Source organism: Stenotrophomonas sp. 80084_Sma, from assembly GCF_056481995.1.
Genome location: NZ_CM151177.1, coordinates 60,690 through 78,231, shown reverse-complemented (window position 1 = coordinate 78,231; position 17,542 = coordinate 60,690). Strand labels below are relative to the sequence as shown.

General features: G+C 68.5%; 13 protein-coding genes. 7 read left to right on the top strand and 6 right to left on the bottom strand.

Going from position 1 to position 17,542, the window contains the following annotated elements; translation table 11 throughout:
- Positions 1 to 62 precede the first annotated feature (62 nt).
- Positions 63 to 1,130: a serine hydrolase domain-containing protein gene (locus ACZK3W_RS00325; RefSeq protein ID WP_478450837.1), complete on the top strand. Its 1,068-nt coding sequence runs from the start codon at positions 63 to 65 to the stop codon at positions 1,128 to 1,130.
- A 72-nt stretch (positions 1,131 to 1,202) separates the two neighbouring features.
- Here ACZK3W_RS00325 and ACZK3W_RS00320 read toward each other — a convergent pair whose 3' ends face one another.
- Complete coding sequence (locus ACZK3W_RS00320) at positions 1,203 to 2,309, bottom strand: SDR family oxidoreductase (RefSeq protein WP_478450286.1); 1,107 nt, start codon at positions 2,307 to 2,309, stop codon at positions 1,203 to 1,205.
- 193 nt (positions 2,310 to 2,502) lie between these two features.
- Between ACZK3W_RS00320 and ACZK3W_RS00315 the strand changes: the two genes are divergently transcribed.
- Positions 2,503 to 2,811, top strand: a complete 309-nt coding sequence (locus tag ACZK3W_RS00315; RefSeq protein WP_004153470.1) for a hypothetical protein — start codon at positions 2,503 to 2,505, stop codon at positions 2,809 to 2,811.
- On the opposite strand, the gene ACZK3W_RS00310 is transcribed toward ACZK3W_RS00315, so the two are convergent.
- Positions 2,789 to 3,844 (bottom strand): DNA topoisomerase IB, encoded by a 1,056-nt coding sequence (locus ACZK3W_RS00310; protein ID WP_180837748.1) that lies wholly within the window; start codon positions 3,842 to 3,844, stop codon positions 2,789 to 2,791. The genes ACZK3W_RS00315 and ACZK3W_RS00310 overlap by 23 nt on opposite strands.
- A gap of 111 nt (positions 3,845 to 3,955) precedes the next feature.
- Here ACZK3W_RS00310 and ACZK3W_RS00305 point away from each other — a divergent pair, with 111 nt between their 5' ends.
- The 3 genes from ACZK3W_RS00305 to ACZK3W_RS00295 all read left to right on the top strand — a co-directional run bounded on the left by ACZK3W_RS00305 (position 3,956) and on the right by ACZK3W_RS00295 (position 10,545).
- Complete coding sequence (locus tag ACZK3W_RS00305) at positions 3,956 to 4,345, top strand: I78 family peptidase inhibitor (RefSeq protein ID WP_004133799.1); 390 nt, start codon at positions 3,956 to 3,958, stop codon at positions 4,343 to 4,345.
- Positions 4,346 to 4,520: 175 nt separating this feature from the next.
- Positions 4,521 to 8,975, top strand: coding sequence for a glutamate synthase large subunit (gene gltB, locus ACZK3W_RS00300; RefSeq protein ID WP_478450285.1), 4,455 nt, complete (start codon positions 4,521 to 4,523; stop codon positions 8,973 to 8,975).
- 124 nt (positions 8,976 to 9,099) lie between these two features.
- Positions 9,100 to 10,545, top strand: a complete 1,446-nt coding sequence (locus ACZK3W_RS00295; RefSeq protein ID WP_014035469.1) for an FAD-dependent oxidoreductase — start codon at positions 9,100 to 9,102, stop codon at positions 10,543 to 10,545.
- On the opposite strand, the gene ACZK3W_RS00290 is transcribed toward ACZK3W_RS00295, so the two are convergent.
- Positions 10,531 to 12,939 carry an ATP-binding protein gene (locus ACZK3W_RS00290; protein ID WP_201119265.1) on the bottom strand — a complete coding sequence of 803 codons (2,409 nt, stop codon included), beginning with the start codon at positions 12,937 to 12,939 and terminating at the stop codon, positions 10,531 to 10,533. The two genes, ACZK3W_RS00295 and ACZK3W_RS00290, sit on opposite strands and share 15 nt — an antisense overlap.
- 167 nt (positions 12,940 to 13,106) lie before the next feature.
- Between ACZK3W_RS00290 and ACZK3W_RS00285 the strand changes: the two genes are divergently transcribed.
- Positions 13,107 to 13,973: a methylglyoxal synthase gene (locus tag ACZK3W_RS00285; RefSeq protein WP_346485058.1), complete on the top strand. Its 867-nt coding sequence runs from the start codon at positions 13,107 to 13,109 to the stop codon at positions 13,971 to 13,973.
- A 490-nt stretch (positions 13,974 to 14,463) separates the two neighbouring features.
- On the opposite strand, the gene ACZK3W_RS00280 is transcribed toward ACZK3W_RS00285, so the two are convergent.
- From ACZK3W_RS00280 to ttcA, 3 genes are read right to left on the bottom strand one after another with little or no spacing between them, the layout of a single operon-like run.
- The gene (locus ACZK3W_RS00280) at positions 14,464 to 15,243 is read right to left on the bottom strand and encodes a YgjP-like metallopeptidase domain-containing protein (protein WP_121504985.1); all 780 of its coding nucleotides are present in this window, start codon (positions 15,241 to 15,243) and stop codon (positions 14,464 to 14,466) included.
- Between the two features lie 59 nt (positions 15,244 to 15,302).
- Positions 15,303 to 16,208 carry a recombination-associated protein RdgC gene (locus ACZK3W_RS00275; RefSeq protein WP_005411825.1) on the bottom strand — a complete coding sequence of 302 codons (906 nt, stop codon included), beginning with the start codon at positions 16,206 to 16,208 and terminating at the stop codon, positions 15,303 to 15,305.
- 36 nt (positions 16,209 to 16,244) lie between these two features.
- A complete protein-coding gene (gene ttcA / locus ACZK3W_RS00270) occupies positions 16,245 to 17,165 on the bottom strand; it encodes a tRNA 2-thiocytidine(32) synthetase TtcA (RefSeq protein ID WP_478450284.1) in 921 nt (306 codons plus the stop codon).
- Between the two features lie 91 nt (positions 17,166 to 17,256).
- Between ttcA and ACZK3W_RS00265 the strand changes: the two genes are divergently transcribed.
- On the top strand, positions 17,257 to 17,460 hold the full coding sequence (locus ACZK3W_RS00265; RefSeq protein WP_005421068.1) for a YdcH family protein: 204 nt from the start codon (positions 17,257 to 17,259) through the stop codon (positions 17,458 to 17,460).
- The last annotated feature ends 82 nt before the right edge of the window (positions 17,461 to 17,542 follow it).

Genomic DNA, 17,542 nt, shown 5'->3' with positions numbered 1-17,542 from the left:
CATCCGATCCCGACACCCCACCGGGAATGCCCATGTTCCGCCCAACGCTGCCCGTCCTGCTCCTGCTCCTCGCCGCCCTGCCAGTGTCCGCCGCTTCGCCCGGCCCTGATGCCGCCAACGAGCAGGCGCGTCGCCTGATCCGCCAGACCATGCAGGAAGAGCGCATCCCCGGCCTGCAGGTGGCCGTGGTCCAGGATGGCCACGTGGTGCTGTCCGAAGCCTTCGGCCTGGCCAACGTGGAAAACGGCATCGCCGCCACGCGCAGCACCCGCTTCCCGCTGAACTCGGCCACCAAGGCCTTCACCGGCGTGGCGGCCGCGCAGCTGGCGCAGCAGGGCAAGCTGGATCTGGATGCGCCGCTGGCGCGCTATCTCGATGCGCTGCCGCCGGCCTGGCAAGACGTTCGCGTGCGCCAGCTGCTCGCGCACACCTCGGGCCTGCCGGACATCCTCGATGAGCATGGCCTGCTGGGTGGAGGCACCGAAGCGCAGGCCTGGCAGGCCGTGACCGCGCGGCCGATGGATGCCGCACCCGGCCAGCGCTTCGCCTACAACCAGACCAACTACCTGCTGCTGGCGCGGATCATCGCGCGGCAATCGGGCATGCCCTACGAACGCTTCCTCGCCAGCAGCCAGTTCGGCACGGTCGGCATGGACCGCACCACCTTCGGCGACAGCTACGACCTGGTACCCGATGCGGCAACGATGTACAGCCTGGCCCCGCGTGCAACCGAACCGGCCGAGACACCGCCACGGCTGTCGCACTGGTTTTACGACATGCCACCCAGCCTGTGGGCCGGCGGCGGCATCCTGACCACCGCCGATGACACCGCGCGCTGGCTGGTCGCGTTGACCGACGGGCGCCTGCTTCAGGATGCAGCTCGGAAGAGGATGTGGACCGCAGAGCGCCTCACCGATGGCCGTGCCGGCCCATGGGCGGGCGGCTGGCCGGTGCTGCGCACATCGCCCGACCTGCAGGTGGCCGGTATCGGCGGTGCGCGCTCGGCCTTCGTGGTCTATCCCGACCGCGACGTCGCGGTGGTGGTGCTGACCAATCTGGTCGGTGCCAATCCACAGCAGTTCATTCCGCGCATTGCCGATCTTTATGCGCCTGCGGTGACCGTGCCCTGAGGCTGCCGGCCAGCGGCCGGCACTACCGGAGCATCGGCCGCGCCGACGGCCATTTCCGGCAGAATCGGTGCGTCAGCCGTGCGGCCCGCCCATCACCGGCAGGATCACCCCGCTGATGTAGCTGGCACAGACCGGCGAGGCCAGGAATACATAGGCCGGCGACAGTTCTTCAGGCTGTGCGGGCCGCCCCATGTCGCTGTCCTTGCCGAACTCCGCCACGTCCTCCGCCGGCTTGTCGGCCGGGTTCAGCGGCGTCCACACCGGTCCCGGCGCCACGCAGTTGACCCGGATGCCACGTGGTAGCAATTGGCTCGCCAGCGATTTGGTGAACGCATGGATCGCGCCCTTGGTGGCCGAGTAATCGATCAGCGCCTTGCTGCCGAAGATTCCCGTTTCCGATCCTGTGTTGATGATGCTGGCACCCTCGCCCAGATGCGGCAGTACCGCGCGCGCCATCTGTATGTAACCGCCGATGTTGGTCTGCAGGGTTTCCTGCAGATGCGCGTCTTCCAGGTCTTCCAGCCGCTCGCAATGCAGCTGGAACGCGGCATTGTTGACCAGGATGTCGATGCCGCCGAACGCCTTGGCCACCTGCTTGACCGCCTTGTTGCAGAAGCGCGGATCGCGCACGTCGCCGGCGATCACCACGCAGCGGCCGCCTTCGCGCTCCACGTGCTGGCGGGTGATGTCCGCGTCCTCAGCCTCGTCCAGGTGCAGTACCGCCACATCGGCGCCTTCGCGTGCGAACAGCACCGCCACTGCACGGCCAATGCCGGAATCGCCACCGGTGACGATCGCACGCATGCCCTGCAGCTTGCCGCTGCCGGTGTAGTCCGGTGCAAGGAAACGCGGCGCCAGCTCCAGTTCGTGTTCATGCCCTGGCTTGGCCAGCTGCTGCGCCGGCATCGCCTCCGGCTGACGGCGTGCACCTGCCTGGGTCGCGGTCTTCTTTGTTGCCTTCTTTGCCGCGCGCACATCCTTGGCCTTTTCCTGGTCCTGCAGGCGCCGCTGCCGGGCCGCGACGCGCGCTGCCCGCGGATCGCCGGCAGCCGCCTTGCGGGTTGCGGTCTTCACCACGCGCGGGCGATCGGGGTCGGCGACGGTATTGGTTGCGGTGCTGCCTTTGCGCACCTTCGGCGATGCCTTGCGGCGGGCGGGGGTCTTCTTGGCGGTGGCCATGCAGGTCTCCTCGGGGGGAATGGGGTTGCCGGCCAGCGGCCGGCACTACCGGGGCGGCATCCGCCGCGCCTGCAGTGTCTCCACCTATGCTGTTGGCGGCAGTGAGCGCACCGTGTCCACGATGTGCACGGTATTCATTCCGCCACCACGTGCGACGTCGCACGCTGCACGCAACCACACAAGGAACGCCACCATGAAACATGCCATCGCTACCACCGCCGTCTGCTTCGCCCTCGCCGCCTGCAGCAGCACACCGATGGCCCAGGTGCAGCCGATCGACGGTGTGATTTCCGGGCAGTGCCACAGCGACATGGTGCGCGGCGCACTGGGCTTGGCCGCTTCGGATGCCACCGTGGCCCGCGCACGCGTGGACAGCGACAGCCTGCATGTTCGGGTGCTGCGCCATGACGGTCCGCGGGTACCGCCGGCCAGCGAAGGCGGCGACCGCCTGACCATCGAAAAGGGCCGCACCAACAACATCACCGCGATCTACTGCGGTTGAGCCGGCGCGCCCTGCGCAGCACGCGCAGGGTGGCCTGTTCCCACTGGCGCGGCCCGCGCAGGCCGGCCAGCGTGGCCAGTTCGCCGCGTTCCCAGCCGGCGAACACGCACGGGTCGATGTAGGCCTTGCGGCACACCGCCGGAGTGTTGCCCAGCAGCGATGCCACTTCGCACACCACCGCGCGCTGCGCCTGCGCCAGCGCGCGCTGACTGGCCGGTTCCGGCAGTTCGGTGGCGGCAAACGCCTGCACCGCCGCCACCGTGCCACCCCAGGTGCGGAAATCCTTGGCAGTGAAGTCCTCGCCCATCACCTCGCGCAGGTAGTCGTTCACCGCGCCGGATTCCACCGGCTGCAGCGCACCGTCATCATCGCGGTACTGGAACAGCGCCTGCCCCGGCAGCTGCTGCAGGCGCCGCACCAGCAGCCCCAGCCTGCGGTCGCCCACGGTCACCTCCTGCAGCTGCCCGGACTTGCCGCGGAAGCGCATGCGCACCCGGCCGCCGCGCAGCAGCTCCAGATGGCGGTTGCGCAGCGTGGTCAGTCCGAACGAACGGTTCTGTTGTGCATAGGTTTCATTGCCGACCCGCACCAGGGTGTCCGCCAACAGCGCCACCACCATGGCCAGCACCTTTTCCTGCGGAAACCCAGGTCGCTTGAGATCCCGCGACAACCGCCGCCGCAGCGTGGGCAAGGCCTCGCCAAAGGCGATGATGCGGTCGAACTTGCCGGCGTCGCGCTCCTTGGCCCAGTCGGCGTGGTAGCGGTACTGCTTGCGTCCGCGTGCATCGCGGCCGGTGGCCTGCAGGTGGCCGTTGGCGTGGGCGCAGATCCATACGGCGGTATACGCCGGCGGAATCGCCAGCGCCCGGATGCGTTGCAGGGTGGTGGCGTCGCGTATCGCGTGGCCATCGGCATCGCGGTAGCTGAAACCCTTGCCGGCGCGGCGCCGGCTGATGCCCGGCTGGGTATCGTCGACATAGCGCAGGCCGGCCGCGCGTGCGGCCTGTCGTTCGGGAGTAGAGGGGGTTGGCATGTCGGTAGTGTCGCCGTCGCCATGCCGCGATCCTGTCGATAACACAAGACAAACACGTGAGGGCCGGTTCGCCGCTATGCTCGGGTCTTCACAACCCCTTCCGGAGTCATGATGTCGTTCCCGATTCGCGCCCGTTCGCTCTCCGCCCTGTTGCTGCCGGCCGTGCTGGCGCTGACCGCCTGCCAGGCACCGGCGCTGGATGAACAGGATTCGGCCACGGCCCACGCCCAGCAGGCCGCCGAAGCCGCCAAGGCGCCGGCCGACGAAGCCGGCAAGGCCACCGAGGCTCCGCCGGTCGGCACCTGCGATGCCAGCCAGGTGCAGAGCCTGGTCGGCCAGACCTACACCGACGCGCTGGGCAAGCAGGCGCAGGAAGATGCCGGCGCCAACCAGGTGCGCGTGCTCAAGCCCAACGACGTGGCCACGATGGAGTTCCTCGGCGACCGCCTGAACATCGAAGTGGACGCCAAGGGCGCCGTCAGCGGCGCGCGCTGCGGCTGAGTCCGGCCCCGCGCCGGCACTGGGTTGCCGGCGCGTTCTGTTGCACCTGCAACCGTGTATTGCGGCGTTGCAGCAACCTGTGATCTAGTCGAGGCATCCGGTGGCCTCACGATGCGCTCCAGGGATTGAGCGGGCTTGAGTGTCCCCGTTCAATTCATTCCGCATCGAGGTAGAGATGGCCCCCCGCAACCGCCAAGGGCTTTACGACCCGCGCTCCGAGCGCGATGCCTGTGGATTTGGCATGGTCGCCCAGCTCGACGATCAACCATCGCGCCTGTTGGTTGATACCGCCATCGCCGCGCTTTCGCGCATGACCCACCGTGGCGGTGTCGCCGCCGATGGCCTGACCGGCGATGGCTGCGGCCTGCTGCTGCGCCGCCCCGATGCGTTCCTGAAACTGCTGGCCAGCGAAGCCGGCATCGCGGTCGCTGCGCGTTTCGCCGCCGGCCTGGTGTTCCTGCCGCACGACGCCGACGCGGCGCAGGCCTGCCGCGCGCAGCTGCAGGCGCAGGTGGAAGCGGTCGGCTGCAAGGTCGCCGGCTGGCGCGAGGTGCCCACCGATGACAGCGTCTGCGGCCAGCTGGCGCGCGACACGCTGCCGCGCATCGAGCAGGTGTTCGTCGACGCCGGCATCGGCCAGGACGATGCCGGCTTCGCGCTGGCGCTGTTCCTGGCCCGTCGCCGCAGCGAACAGCAGCTGCGCGAACACGCCGACTTCTACGTCACCACCCTCACCCCGGATGCGATCAGCTACAAGGGCATGGTGCTGCCGGACAAGCTCAGCCGTTTCTTCCCGGACCTGCAGCGCCGCGAGCTGGCCTCCAGCGCGATCGTGTTCCACCAGCGCTTCTCCACCAACACACTGCCGCGCTGGCCGCTGGCGCACCCGTTCCGCATGCTCGCCCACAACGGCGAGATCAACACCATCGAAGGCAACCGGCGCTGGGCCCAGGCGCGCAGCAAGGTGTGGAAGACGCCGCGCTTCGACATCGGTGAATTCGACCCGGTCATCTCCATGCACGGCTCTGACTCGCAGAGCCTGGACAACATGCTGGAGCTGATGGTGGCCGGTGGTATGGAGCTGATCCAGGCGCTGCGCATCCTGGTGCCGCCGGCCACCCAGTCGCTGGAATTCAAGGATCCGGACCTGGCCGCCTTCTACGAGTTCCACGGACTGAACAGCGAACCGTGGGATGGCCCGGCCGGCATCGTCGCCTGCGACAGCCGCTATGCGGTGTGCACCTTGGACCGCAACGGCCTGCGTCCGGCGCGCTGGATGCTGACCGCCGACCGCCACTTCCTGGTCGCCTCCGAAGCGGGTGTGTGGGAAGTGCCGACCGAGCGCGTGGTGCGCAAGGGCAAGCTCGGCCCCGGCGAAATGGTGGCCATCGATCTCAAGCGCGGTGACCTGCTCGACTCCGATGCGGTGGATCGCATCAACCGCGGTCGCGCGCCGTACAAGCAATGGCTGCAGCAGGGCGTGACCTACCTGCAGACCGAACTGATCGACCCGTCGCTGGTGGAGGAACCCTTCGACGAAGGCACCCTGCGCAGCTACCACAAGCTCTACCAGCTCAGCAGCGAGGAAGCGGAACAGGTGCTGCGGCCGCTGGCCGAGACCGAACAGGAAGCCACCGGCTCGATGGGCGACGACACGCCGATGGCGGTGCTGAGCCAGCGCAGCCGTCCACTGTACGACTATTTCCGCCAGGCCTTCGCGCAGGTCACCAACCCGCCGATCGACCCGCTGCGCGAAGACTGCGCGATGTCGCTGTCCACCCAGCTCGGCAAGGAGACCAACATCTTCCATGCCGGCCCGGAGACGGTGAACCACGTCATCCTCAATTCGCCGGTGCTCAGCCAGCGCAAGCTGCGCCAGCTGCTGAAGATGGACCAGTACGTGCAGGCCAACCGCCTGCTCGACCTGTCCTACAGCGAAGACGAGGGCCTGCGTGCCGGCATCGAGCGTATCTGTGCCGAGGCCGAACAGGCCGCGCGCGAGGGTATGGTGATGCTGCTGCTGTCTGACCGCTACCCGGTGGCCGGGCGGCCGATGGTGCATGCCCTGCTCGCTACCAGCGCCATCCACCACCACCTCTCACGGCTGGGCCTGCGCTGCGACGTGAATCTCATCGTCGAGACCGGCACCGCGCGCGACCCGCACCACATGGCCTGCCTGCTCGGCTTCGGCGCCACGGCGGTGTATCCGTACCTGGCCTACCAGACCCTGTTCGATCTGGGCCGACGCGGCATCCTCAAGCTCAGCAAGGGCGGTGAGCAGTCGCAGATCGGCCGCCGCTACCGCAAGGGCGTGTACAAGGGCCTGTCGAAGATCATCTCGAAGATGGGCATCTGTACCGTGGCCAGCTACCGCGGCGCGCAGCTGTTCGAGATCATCGGCCTGGAACCGGAAGTCGTGGACCTGTGCTTCCCGGATACCGCTTCGCGCATCGGTGGTGCCGGTTTCGCGCGCCTGGATGCCGACGCACGCGAGCTGTGTGCGCAGGCCTGGGATGCGCAGCAGGACGTGGATGTCGGCGGCCTGCTGAAGTACGTGCACGGCGGCGAGTACCACATGTACAACCCGGACGTGGTGACCACCCTGCAGCGCGCGGCGCGCAGCGGCGATCCGCGTGCCTGGCAGCAGTACTGCGATGCCGTGCACGCGCGTCCGCCGTCGGCACTGCGCGACCTGCTGGAACTGGTGCCGGCCGCTGCGCCGACACCACTCGATGACGTGGCGCCGGCCAGCGAACTGTTCCCGCGCTTCGATACCGCGGCGATCAGTCTCGGTGCGCTGTCACCAGAAGCACACGAGGCGCTGGCGATTGCGATGAACCGCCTCGGTGGTCGCAGCAATTCCGGCGAAGGCGGTGAGGATCCCGCCCGCTATGGCACCGCCAAGCGCAGCAAGATCAAGCAGGTGGCCTCGGGCCGCTTCGGCGTCACCGCCGAATACCTGGTCAATGCCGAAGTGCTGCAGATCAAGGTCGCGCAGGGCGCCAAGCCCGGCGAAGGCGGCCAGCTGCCCGGGCACAAGGTCAACGAGCTGATCGCGCGGCTGCGCTACGCGCGTCCAGGCATCGGCCTGATCTCGCCGCCGCCGCACCACGACATCTATTCGATCGAGGACCTGGCGCAGCTGATCTACGACCTCAAGCAGGTCAACCCGACCGCGCTGGTGTCGGTGAAGCTGGTCAGCCATGCCGGCGTCGGCACGATTGCCGCGGGCGTGGTCAAGGCCGGAGCGGACCTGATCACCATCTCTGGCCATGACGGCGGCACCGGTGCCTCGCCGGTCAGCTCGATCCGCTATGCCGGCGTACCGTGGGAACTGGGCGTGGCCGAAGCGCACCAGGCGCTGCTGGCCAACGACCTGCGCGGGCGTACCCTGCTGCAGACCGACGGCGGCCTGAAGACCGGCCTGGACGTGGTCAAGGCCGCGCTGCTGGGCGCGGACAGCTTCGGCTTCGGCACCGCACCGATGATCGTGCTGGGCTGCAAGTACCTGCGCATCTGCCACCTCAACAACTGCGCCACCGGCGTGGCCACCCAGGACGAGCGCCTGCGCGAGAACCACTTCACCGGCCAGCCCGAGCGCGTGGAGAACTTCTTCCGCCTGCTGGCCGAGGAAGTGCGTGGCTGGCTGTCCTACCTGGGCGCACGTTCGCTGGAAGAAATCGTGGGCCGCACCGACCTGCTGCGGCAGATCGAGGCGGCGCCGCGCGACGGCGTGCGCGTGGACCTGTCACGCCTGCTGGCCGATGCCCGCTACGAGGGCAGTCACTGTGCCGCGCAGCGCCTGTACGAATCGCCGGACAGCCTGGCCACGCAGATGGACGGCCTGCTGGCCCCGGCCATCGAACACAAGCGCGGTGGCGAACACCGCTTCCTTATCCACAACACCGACCGCAGCATCGGCACCCGCCTGGCCGGTGCGGTGGCACGCGCACACGGCAACCAGGGCATGGCCGAGGCGCCGCTGGAACTGCGTTTCCGCGGCAGTGCCGGGCAGAGCTTCGGCGCGTTCAACGTCGGTGGCCTGCACCTGGAAGTGGAAGGCGAAGCCAACGACTACGTCGGCAAGGGCATGGCCGGCGGCCGCCTGGTGGTGCGTCCGCCGCGCGGCGCCCGCTTCGAGGCACGCAGCACCGCGATCATCGGCAACACCTGCCTGTACGGTGCCACCGGCGGTGAACTGTTCGCTGCCGGTCGTGCCGGCGAACGCTTCGCCGTGCGCAATTCCGGCGCGCTGGCGGTGGTGGAAGGCGCCGGTGACCACTGCTGCGAGTACATGACTGATGGCGTGGTACTGGTGCTGGGCAAGGTCGGCCTGAACTTCGGTGCGGGTTTCACCGGCGGGCTGGCCTACGTGCTGGACGTCGACCGCGACTTCGTCGACCGCTACAACCACGAGCTGATCGACATCCATCGCGTGTCCGCCGAAGGCTTCGAGAACTACCGCCAGCACCTGCACCGCCTGATCGGCCGCCATCGCGAGCTGACCGGCAGCATCTGGGCGCAGCAGATCCTGGACGAGTTCCGCGACTACATCGGCAAGTTCTGGCTGGTCAAACCGAAGGCCGCCAGCATCGAGTCGCTGACCGAAACCCTGCGACGCGCCGCCTAACGGCAGTGCCGGCCGCTGGCCGGCATCCCAGGATCACGTAGTGCCGGCCGCTGGCCGGCATCCCAGGATCACGTAGTGCCGGCCGCTGGCCGGCAACGTTCCCCCCCGCATTCCAGAGCCCGCCATGAGCCGCAAGCACGCCTTCCAGTTCCTCGACCTGCCCCGCACCATGCCGCAGCGCATTCCGGTGGAACTGCGCACGTCCGGCGACTGGGGCGAGTTGTACGGCAAGTTCGGCAAGGAGGACGCCCAGTACCAGGCCGGTCGCTGCCTGGATTGCGGCAACCCCTACTGCAGCTGGAAGTGCCCGGTGCACAACGCCATTCCGCAGTGGCTGCAGCTGGTGCAGGAGAACCGCATCCACGAAGCCGCCACGCTGTGCCACAGCACCAACCCGTTGCCGGAGGTGTGCGGCCGGGTCTGCCCGCAGGATCGACTGTGCGAGGGCAGCTGCACGCTGGAGGAATTCGGTGCGGTCACCATCGGTGCGGTGGAGAAGTACATCGTCGATACCGCGCTGGCCAGCGGCTGGCGCCCTGACCTGGGCGCGGTGCAGCCCAGCGGCCACAGCGTGGCGGTGATCGGCGCCGGTCCGGCCGGCCTGGCCTGCGCCGATCGCCTCGCCCGCGCTGGCATTGCCGCCGTGGTCTACGACCGCTATGAGCAGATCGGCGGCCTGCTGCAGTTCGGCATTCCCAGCTTCAAGCTGGACAAGGACGTGATCCACCGCCGCCGCGAAGTGCTGGAGGGCATGGGCGTGCAGTTCCGCCTCGGCGTGGAGATCGGCCGTGACCTGAGCGTGCAGCAGCTGCTGGACAGCCACGACGCGGTGTTCGTCGGCACCGGCGCCTACCGCTACACCGATGGTGGCCTCGACGGCCAGGACCTGAAGGGCGTGCTGCCGGCCCTGCCGTTCCTGGTACAGAACAGCCGCATTGTGGGCGGCGATGACCCGAAGGGTCGGCCGATTGCCGGCTGGGAAGACACCATTGCCCTGCCCGACCTCAACGGCAAGCGCGTGGTGGTGCTCGGTGGCGGCGATACCGGCATGGACTGCGTGCGCAGCGCGGTGCGGCTGGGCGCGGCCAAGGTCACCTGTGCCTATCGCCGCGACGAAGCCAACATGCCCGGCAGCGCGCGCGAAGTGGCCAATGCCCGCGAAGAAGGCGTGCGCTTCCTGTTCAACCGGCAGCCGCTGTCGATCGAAGCCGGCGCCGACGATGAAGTGATCGGCGTGACCGTGGTGGAAACCCGGCTGGGCGAGCCCGATGCCAACGGCCGCCAGAACGCCGTGCCGATCGAAGGCAGTGAATCGCTGCTGGAAGCGGACGTGGTGATCATCGCCTTCGGCTTCTCACCGAGCGTGCCGGCGTGGCTGGCCGAGCTGGGCGTGGAAGGCCAGTCCAACGGACGCATCGTGGCCGGCGGCAAGGACCGCCTGCCATTCCAGACCGCGCATCCGCGCCTGTTCGCCGGTGGTGACGCGGTGCGCGGTGCTGACCTGGTGGTGACCGCCGTGGCCGAAGGCCGCGATGCCGCCGCCAGCATCGTGCGGCTACTGGCCCACTGAGTCCGGTACCAGCAATGCCGCCAGCAGCGCCCGCAGTGCGTGCGGCTCCACCGGCTTGGCCAGGAAGTGGTCGATGCCAGCCGCACGACAGGCTTCGCGGGTGCTTTCCATCACGCTGGCGGTGAGCGCGATGATCGGCACCTGCGCACGCGCCGGGCAGGCATCGGCACGGATCGCCCGTGCCAGCGCGAAGCCATCCATGCCCGGCATGTGGCAGTCGGTGATGACCAGGTCGAACGGCTGCGCCTGCCATGCTTCAAGCGCCGACCGTCCATCGGTACAGGCGTGGACCTGCAGCCCGAGCGCACACAGGTGCTGCTCCAGCAGATGCAGGTTGGTGGGATGGTCTTCAGCCATCAGCACGCGCGCCGCCGGCAATGGACGCTCGTCCGCAACCGCCGGCGCGGGCGCGGCCACGGGTGCCTCACAGGCATCCAGGTCCAGATCCAGCCACACCGTGGTGCCCTTCCCGGGTGAGCTGCGCAGCTGCAGCTCCGCCCCCATCGAGATCGCCAGCTCGCGGCAGATCGCCAGGCCCAGCCCACTGCCGCCGAAGCGCCGCGTGGTCGAGCGCTCCGCCTGGGTATAGGCAGCGAACACCGCCTGCTGGCGCTCCTCGCTGATGCCCACGCCGCTGTCGCTTACCTGCAGGCGCAGCCGCTGGCCCCAGTCGCGTTGCTGCAGTACCTGCACCTGCAGTTCCACGTGGCCGTGCCGGGTGAACTTCAACGCGTTGCCGGCCAAGTTGAACAGGATCTGGCGCAGGCGCAGGCCATCGGCCAGCGATCCCGGCTGCATCTCCGGATCAAGCACCACCTGCAGGTGCAGGCCTCGGCTGGCGGCCACCGGCATCAGCAGCTGCTGCACCGCGCGCACCAGTGCCGCCAGGTCGGTGGGCCGCAGCTGCAGTGGTGCGCCCTCCAGGCGTTGGCTGTGCAGTACATCGTCGAGGATCTGCCGCAGCATCCGCGCGGCATCATCGACGGTGGCCAGCACCTGCTGCTGGCGCGGCTCCAGCCTGCTGCCCGCCAGCCGTTCGAGCATGCCCAGCAGCGTGCTCATCGGGGTGCGGATCTCGTGGCTCATCGTTGCCAGGAAGTGCGCCTTGGCCTGTGCCGCCTGCTCGGCCTCGCGGCGCGCTTCGGCCAGCGCGCGGGTACGTGACTGCACCTCACTGACGTCGATCCAGTAGCCGCTCCACTCGACGTCGCTGTCGTCGCAGGACAACGGCCGCCCATGCGAGCGCACCCATCGCCAGCCCTGTGGCGAGCGGGTGCGGAAGGTGACGTCGATCGGGCCACGCGCCAATGCAGCCATCTCGACGCAGGCCATCACCTGGTTGCGGTCATCCGGGTGGACCGCGGCCAACAACCGCTGGTGATCGATCCGCGCGGTCTCCACGCTGATTCCGAACAGGGCCTGCACGTCCCCGGCGATCTGCGGAAAGCTGTAGTGGCCGCCCGCCGAACGACGCGCCTGGTAGACCACCGCCGGCAGGTTCGCGGTCACCTCCTGCAGGCGCTGCTCCACCCCTCGGCGGCGCACGCTCTCGCGATGGACCCGCCAGTAGCCGAAGGCATGGACCAGCGCCAGGGCGAGCAGGATGAGCGAGGCCGGCACCAGCCAGCGCAGGGGCGACGATGACGGAGCATTGCGCGGCCGGTCCGGCAGCCAGGCCGCGCGGATCTGATCGCGTTCGGTGTCGGTCAGCTGCGACAGCGCCTGTTCGAAGCCGGCGATGACATCGGCGCAGGCGGGCGTGGTCGCCAGCACCAGGGCATCATCGAATCCGGCCGGCGCGGCGATCAGCAGTGCATCGCCCTGGTAGCGGCGCAACGCCGCCTCGACGTCGCCGAGGTTGGCGACCACCGCATCGACCAATCCGGTACCCAGCAGCGGGAGTGCATCGTCCAGCGCTGCCGGAGGCAGCAGCTGTGCACCCGCTGCCTGCTCGGCCAGCAGCCCCTGCAGCGGCACCCGGCTGGGGCTGGCCACAATGCGTCCACGTAGATCTTCCAGGCCCAGCACCGGCGGCGCATCCTCCCGGCGCACGATCACCTGTGGCAGCTGCAGGTAGGGCGTGCTGACCACCCATCCGGCAGGCAGTTGCGAGCGTGGCCATCCCAGCAGCGCCTGGGTGCCGGCCGGCAGCTCGTCCCGGTCCACGCTGGTGGCCGGCACGGGCAACAGCTGCAGTGGCCGTTGCCCGCCCAGCAGCTTCAGGTACGCCGCGCCGAGCCCCCGGGCTTCGCCCTGTTCGCTGGACGACAAAGGAGCACGGTCGGACGGCCAGGCGATGCGCAGCGGTGTGCTGCAGCCCGTGGCGGAGGCCGCGGCAGGCAGCAGCAGGCTGGCCATGACAGCAATGGCTGCCGGGAAGCCGGCGACATTCACGGTAGGCATCCTCATCTCGCGGGCGGAAGGAACGGCCGCGCTGCGGTACCGCTGCCTGCCACGCTATCGACGCCCGGGCCGACGGCAATGAAGAAAGTTGTAAAAGCATCCAGATGGGGGAATGCCGACATACACTGCCGCCTTCACCCGTACCTGCGGAGCGTTCGATGCGCATCGGCCTGGCTGCCAACCGTCTTCATCACCACGACGCGCGCGCTGCGCTGTTCCGTTGGCTGCGCAGCAGCGAGGCCGGCCTGCGCGAGCTGGGCGTGTCGCTGCATGCGGTCGGCCGCACCCATGACGCGATCGAACGGCAGGGCTTCCTGACCGGGTACGCGGGCCTGCACCGTTATCCCTACGGACGCGAGGGTGGCCTGATGAAGCTGGTCGCCGAAGTCGTTGGCATGGGTCCGGATCGGACACTGGATGGCGCGATCTACCTGATCGACCCGGTCGATCCATCCTCGGTGTTTCCGGAAGCAACCGCGCTCAAGCGGCAGTGCGTGATCCACGGCAAGCCGTTCATTTCGACCGTGGCCACCGCACGCGACTGGGTGGAGGTGGAGCGCGTCCACGCCGGGCTGGCAGCCGATGCCGGCGCCGACGACCTGCATGCGTTCGAAGGCCAGACGCTGGCGCTGATCGCGCACGATGCGATGAAGCCGGCGATGCTGGCCTTCGCCGATGAGCACTTCGATGTGCTGGCCCGGTTCGATGAGCGGGTGGCCACCGGGACCACCGGCCAGCGTTTGAACGCGCTGGCCTGGAGCCGGGGCTGGCCGCGTGATACGCCGTGGGTGACGCGCTACCAGAGCGGCCCGATGGGCGGTGATGCGCAGATTGCCGACCGGGTGCTGGAGGGGCGTTGCCAGCGCGCGATCTTCTTCGAGGATCCGCATGTGGCGCGCCAGCATGAGGCGGATATCCAGCTGCTGGAGCGCGCGGTGACGACAGTGACCGATCAGGCGGTGTGCATTACGGCGCCGCGGGTGGCGGCGCGGTGGGCGGCGGCGGCGGCGCTGCGGGCGGGGTGAGGGTTTCGACCAACGGCTGAGCCCCTCGTGGTGGGTCGTTCAGATCAGAAGCCGTGCTTGGCCGGGTGGGGTGGATTGCGCAGAGGTCGCTGCAAGTCCCCCTCCGGGGCCCGGCCCAGCCGCTGGCGGCTGTGCGTTCAGGCGCTTGCGAAGCAGTGCTTCGCAAGCAAAGCGCCTTCACCCCTGTAAGCTCGGTCGCCGCTTGCTCGTGTGCGCTGTCCTGCGCACACGGCAAGACCGGGCTTGGGCGTCCTGCCCAACCCGCCCGAGGCATGCCTCGGGCCCATGCGGCTCACGCCCCTGCGCAACCCACCCCACCCGGCCACGGACACTTTCCGGTGTGCCCACCACGGAAGAAAGAAAGAAGAGCAGGAGCGAAAGCGGGTCGCGCGCTGCGCGCGCTTTTGTAGAGCCGAGCCATGCTCGGCTGCTGTTGATCGCGAGGGCTGAATATCCGCGCTACGCGCGTTAGCCGAGCATAGGCTCGGCTCTACAGCAGCTGGCGGAGCATAGCTTTCAAGCGGCGCCCTTCGAGCTGGAAGTAGTCGCGCTGTTCGCGCCAGGCGGGGAAGCGTTGTTCCACTTCATGCCAGAACGCGGGTGAGTGATTCGGCTGGATCAGGTGGCAGAGTTCGTGCACCAGCACGTACTCGAACGCCTCGGATCGGCCCAGCACCAGGGCCAGGTCCAGTGCCATGCTGCCGTCCGGGGCAAGTGAGCCCCATTGCGAGGACATCACCTTCAGGCGCAGGCGGCTGGGTGCGCGCGGCAGGGTGGGCAGGTACTTCGGCAGCCAGCGGCCGACGTCGGCGCGGGTCTGGGCTTCGTAGAACTCGCGCAGCAGGCGGCGCAGGGTGGCATCACCGCCGCGGGTCGGCCACTGCACGCAGGCGCCGTGCGCGTCGATCTCCAGCCGCGCGTAGCGGCCTTCCTGCCAGCGCAGCGGCAGCAGTTCGCCGCGCAGTGGCAGCACACCGGCTTCGCCGGGCTGCAGCGGCGCCGGCAGGCCCTGGCCCTGGTACTGGCGCAGCTGCAATGCCAACCAGTCGCGGTGTTGTTCCAGGAAGCGTTCGCCCATCACCAGGCTTGCGCGCGGTGGTAGGGTCAAACGTGCGCCGCGTTCGTCCACGCTCAGCTTGATGCGGCGCGCACGTGGATCGCGCACGCGCAGCACCTCGATCTCGGCATCCTCCAGGCGCAGGCGAACGGTGTCGCGCTGTACGGTGGCGGGCGGGGTCGGGCTGATCAGGCGGCGCAGCAGACGGCTCATGCGCCCAGCATAGCGCCGCTTCGGGCCGCCGGATGACCGGCGGCCGTCGGGCTGCCTGTTCAGTCAGCCTTGCTGAGCTTGAAGGCTTCTTCCAGCAACAGGAACAGGCGGCGGATCTCGGCGCTCTGCAGGGCGAAGCGGGCGTCGAACTCGGCGCGGCGGCCGTCTTCGTCGGCATGCTCCAGCTGGTCCAGGGCGCCGTCGAGGAACTTCAGCTTGCGCACGATCAGGTCGTCGCCGATCACGAAGGACAGGTTGTCTTCGAAGATCAACGCCAGCTTGGTCACCTGCTTGCCCGCGTCCAGGTGCTTGTCGATCTCGTCGCAGCGCAGTTCCTGGTGCTGGCACTTGACCACCGCGCCACCTTCCACCGGGTCCTTCATCTCGCACTCTTCGCCCAGGCTCAGCCCGGTCGGCAGCGGCTCGCCGGCGATCCAGCCGGTCAGGATCGAGCGCGGCGCGACTTCGGCATTCAGCGGCATCGCCGGGAAGCTGCCGAGCAGGCCGCGGATGTCGGACATGAAGTACTCACCGGTCTTGCGGCTGGAGGTATCCACCGCCACGTAGCCGTGCTGCAGGTCGATGAAGGCGTCGTTGCGCGAGGACTTCACGAAGGCGCGCGGCAGCAGTTCATGCAGCAGGTCGTCCTTCATGCGCTTGCGCTCGCGGCCACCCGGGCGGCGGCCTTCCTTCTCCTCGATCTCCTCCAGCTTGCGCTCGAGCAGGTCGTTGACCACCGCCGCCGGCAGGATCTTGTCCTCGCCGCCCACGGTCAGCCACAGGTGTTCGGCGATGCGGTGGGAGAGCAGCTCCTTCTCCTCGCGACCGAACGGCGAGATGAAGCCGCGCGAGTTCATTTCCAGCGCGCCGACCGGCTTCAGCAGCGCGTGCGGCAGCAGGGTGTCGACTTCGGAAAAATCGGTGGTGGTCGGGAAACGGAAGAACGTCAGGTTGCGAAAGAACATGGAATTCCGGATGGCAAAGAGGAAGGGCGACCGACCTTAAACGGTGGGCGTCTCGGGATCTGCGTCGGCGTTGGCCGGGGAACCGGCCAGCCAGGCATGGGCGTCGGGCAGCGGCGCGTCGTCGCGACGGCCCAGCGCCATGAAGTCGAACAGGGTGGTGTCGGCCAGCTGCGAGGGCCGGACTTCGCCCATGGCACGCGCGATCTGCTCGATGCGGCCCGGGTGGTCCTTTTCCCACTGCTTCAGCATCAGGCCGACCTGGCGGCGCTGCAGGTTCTCCTGGCTGCCGCACAGGTTGCAGGGAATGATCGGGAACTGGCGGGCCTGTGCGTACTCGACGATGTCGCTTTCGCGCACATAGGCCAGCGGCCGGATCACCACGTGTTTGCCGTCATCGCTGCGCAGCTTCGGCGGCATGCCCGACAGCTTGGCGTGGTGGAACAGGTTCATGAAGAACGTGGCCACCATGTCGTCGCGGTGGTGGCCCAGCGCGATCTTGGTGAAGCCATGGAGTTCGGCGTAGTTGTACAGCGCGCCACGACGCAGCCGCGAGCACAGCGAACACATGGTCTTGCCTTCCGGGATGACCCGGCTGACCACCGAATAGGTGTCCTGCTCGATGATGTGATACGGCACGCCCAGGCCTGCCAGATATTCCGGCAGTACGTGCTCGGGGAAGTCCGGCTGCTTCTGGTCCAGGTTCACCGCCACCAGCTCGAACGGCACCGGCGCCTTCTTCTGCAGCTGCAGCAGCACGTCCAGCAGGGTGTAGCTGTCCTTGCCGCCGGACAGGCAGACCATGACCTTGTCGCCGGCCTCGATCATGCCGAAGTCGGCAATCGCCTCGCCGACCTGGCGGCGCAGGCGCTTGGCCAGCTTGTGCTGCTCGCGCTCGGCCACGCGCGGATCACGGGCGACGCGCGGCTGGGGATCGGGAAGGGAAATCACGGCACTCATGAGTTCCATTCTAACGGCTCGGAGCGGCCACGGCCGGGGGTCGGGATTCCCCTCTCCCGGCAGTCATCATCGCTGTGTATGCTCGGAGGCTGTGGACACCTACAGCCCCGCCGAGATCGTCGAGCACCTCGCCGCCCTGCGCGCCGAGCACCGCCTGCTGGATGAACAGATCACCCGCATGGCCGCCAATGGCGAGGACGAGCTGGAAGCCAAGCGCCTGAAGCGGCGCAAGCTTCAGCTGAAGGACTGCATCGCCAGGCTGGAAAGCCTGCAGATTCCCGACGAACCGGCCTGAGCGGTGGCCCATCCACGCATGGCGTGGATCTACTGCTTCGCCCCGGTAGATGCCAACCTTGGTTGGCATGCCGTTCGCCGGG

Excerpts from the sequence above, each read along its gene's own strand:
- ACZK3W_RS00315 (WP_004153470.1), top strand. The coding sequence starts at position 2,503 with ATGAAACATGCCATCGCTACCACCGCCGTCTGCTTCGCCCTCGCCGCC.
- ACZK3W_RS00310 (WP_180837748.1), bottom strand. The coding sequence starts at position 3,844 with ATGCCAACCCCCTCTACTCCCGAACGACAGGCCGCACGCGCGGCCGGC.
- ttcA (WP_478450284.1), bottom strand. The coding sequence starts at position 17,165 with ATGAGTGCCGTGATTTCCCTTCCCGATCCCCAGCCGCGCGTCGCCCGT.
- ACZK3W_RS00305 (WP_004133799.1), top strand. The coding sequence starts at position 3,956 with ATGTCGTTCCCGATTCGCGCCCGTTCGCTCTCCGCCCTGTTGCTGCCG.
- ACZK3W_RS00275 (WP_005411825.1), bottom strand. The coding sequence starts at position 16,208 with ATGTTCTTTCGCAACCTGACGTTCTTCCGTTTCCCGACCACCACCGAT.
- ACZK3W_RS00280 (WP_121504985.1), bottom strand. The coding sequence starts at position 15,243 with ATGAGCCGTCTGCTGCGCCGCCTGATCAGCCCGACCCCGCCCGCCACC.
- ACZK3W_RS00320 (WP_478450286.1), bottom strand. The coding sequence starts at position 2,309 with ATGGCCACCGCCAAGAAGACCCCCGCCCGCCGCAAGGCATCGCCGAAG.
- ACZK3W_RS00285 (WP_346485058.1), top strand. The coding sequence starts at position 13,107 with ATGCGCATCGGCCTGGCTGCCAACCGTCTTCATCACCACGACGCGCGC.
- gltB (WP_478450285.1), top strand. The coding sequence starts at position 4,521 with ATGGCCCCCCGCAACCGCCAAGGGCTTTACGACCCGCGCTCCGAGCGC.
- ACZK3W_RS00295 (WP_014035469.1), top strand. The coding sequence starts at position 9,100 with ATGAGCCGCAAGCACGCCTTCCAGTTCCTCGACCTGCCCCGCACCATG.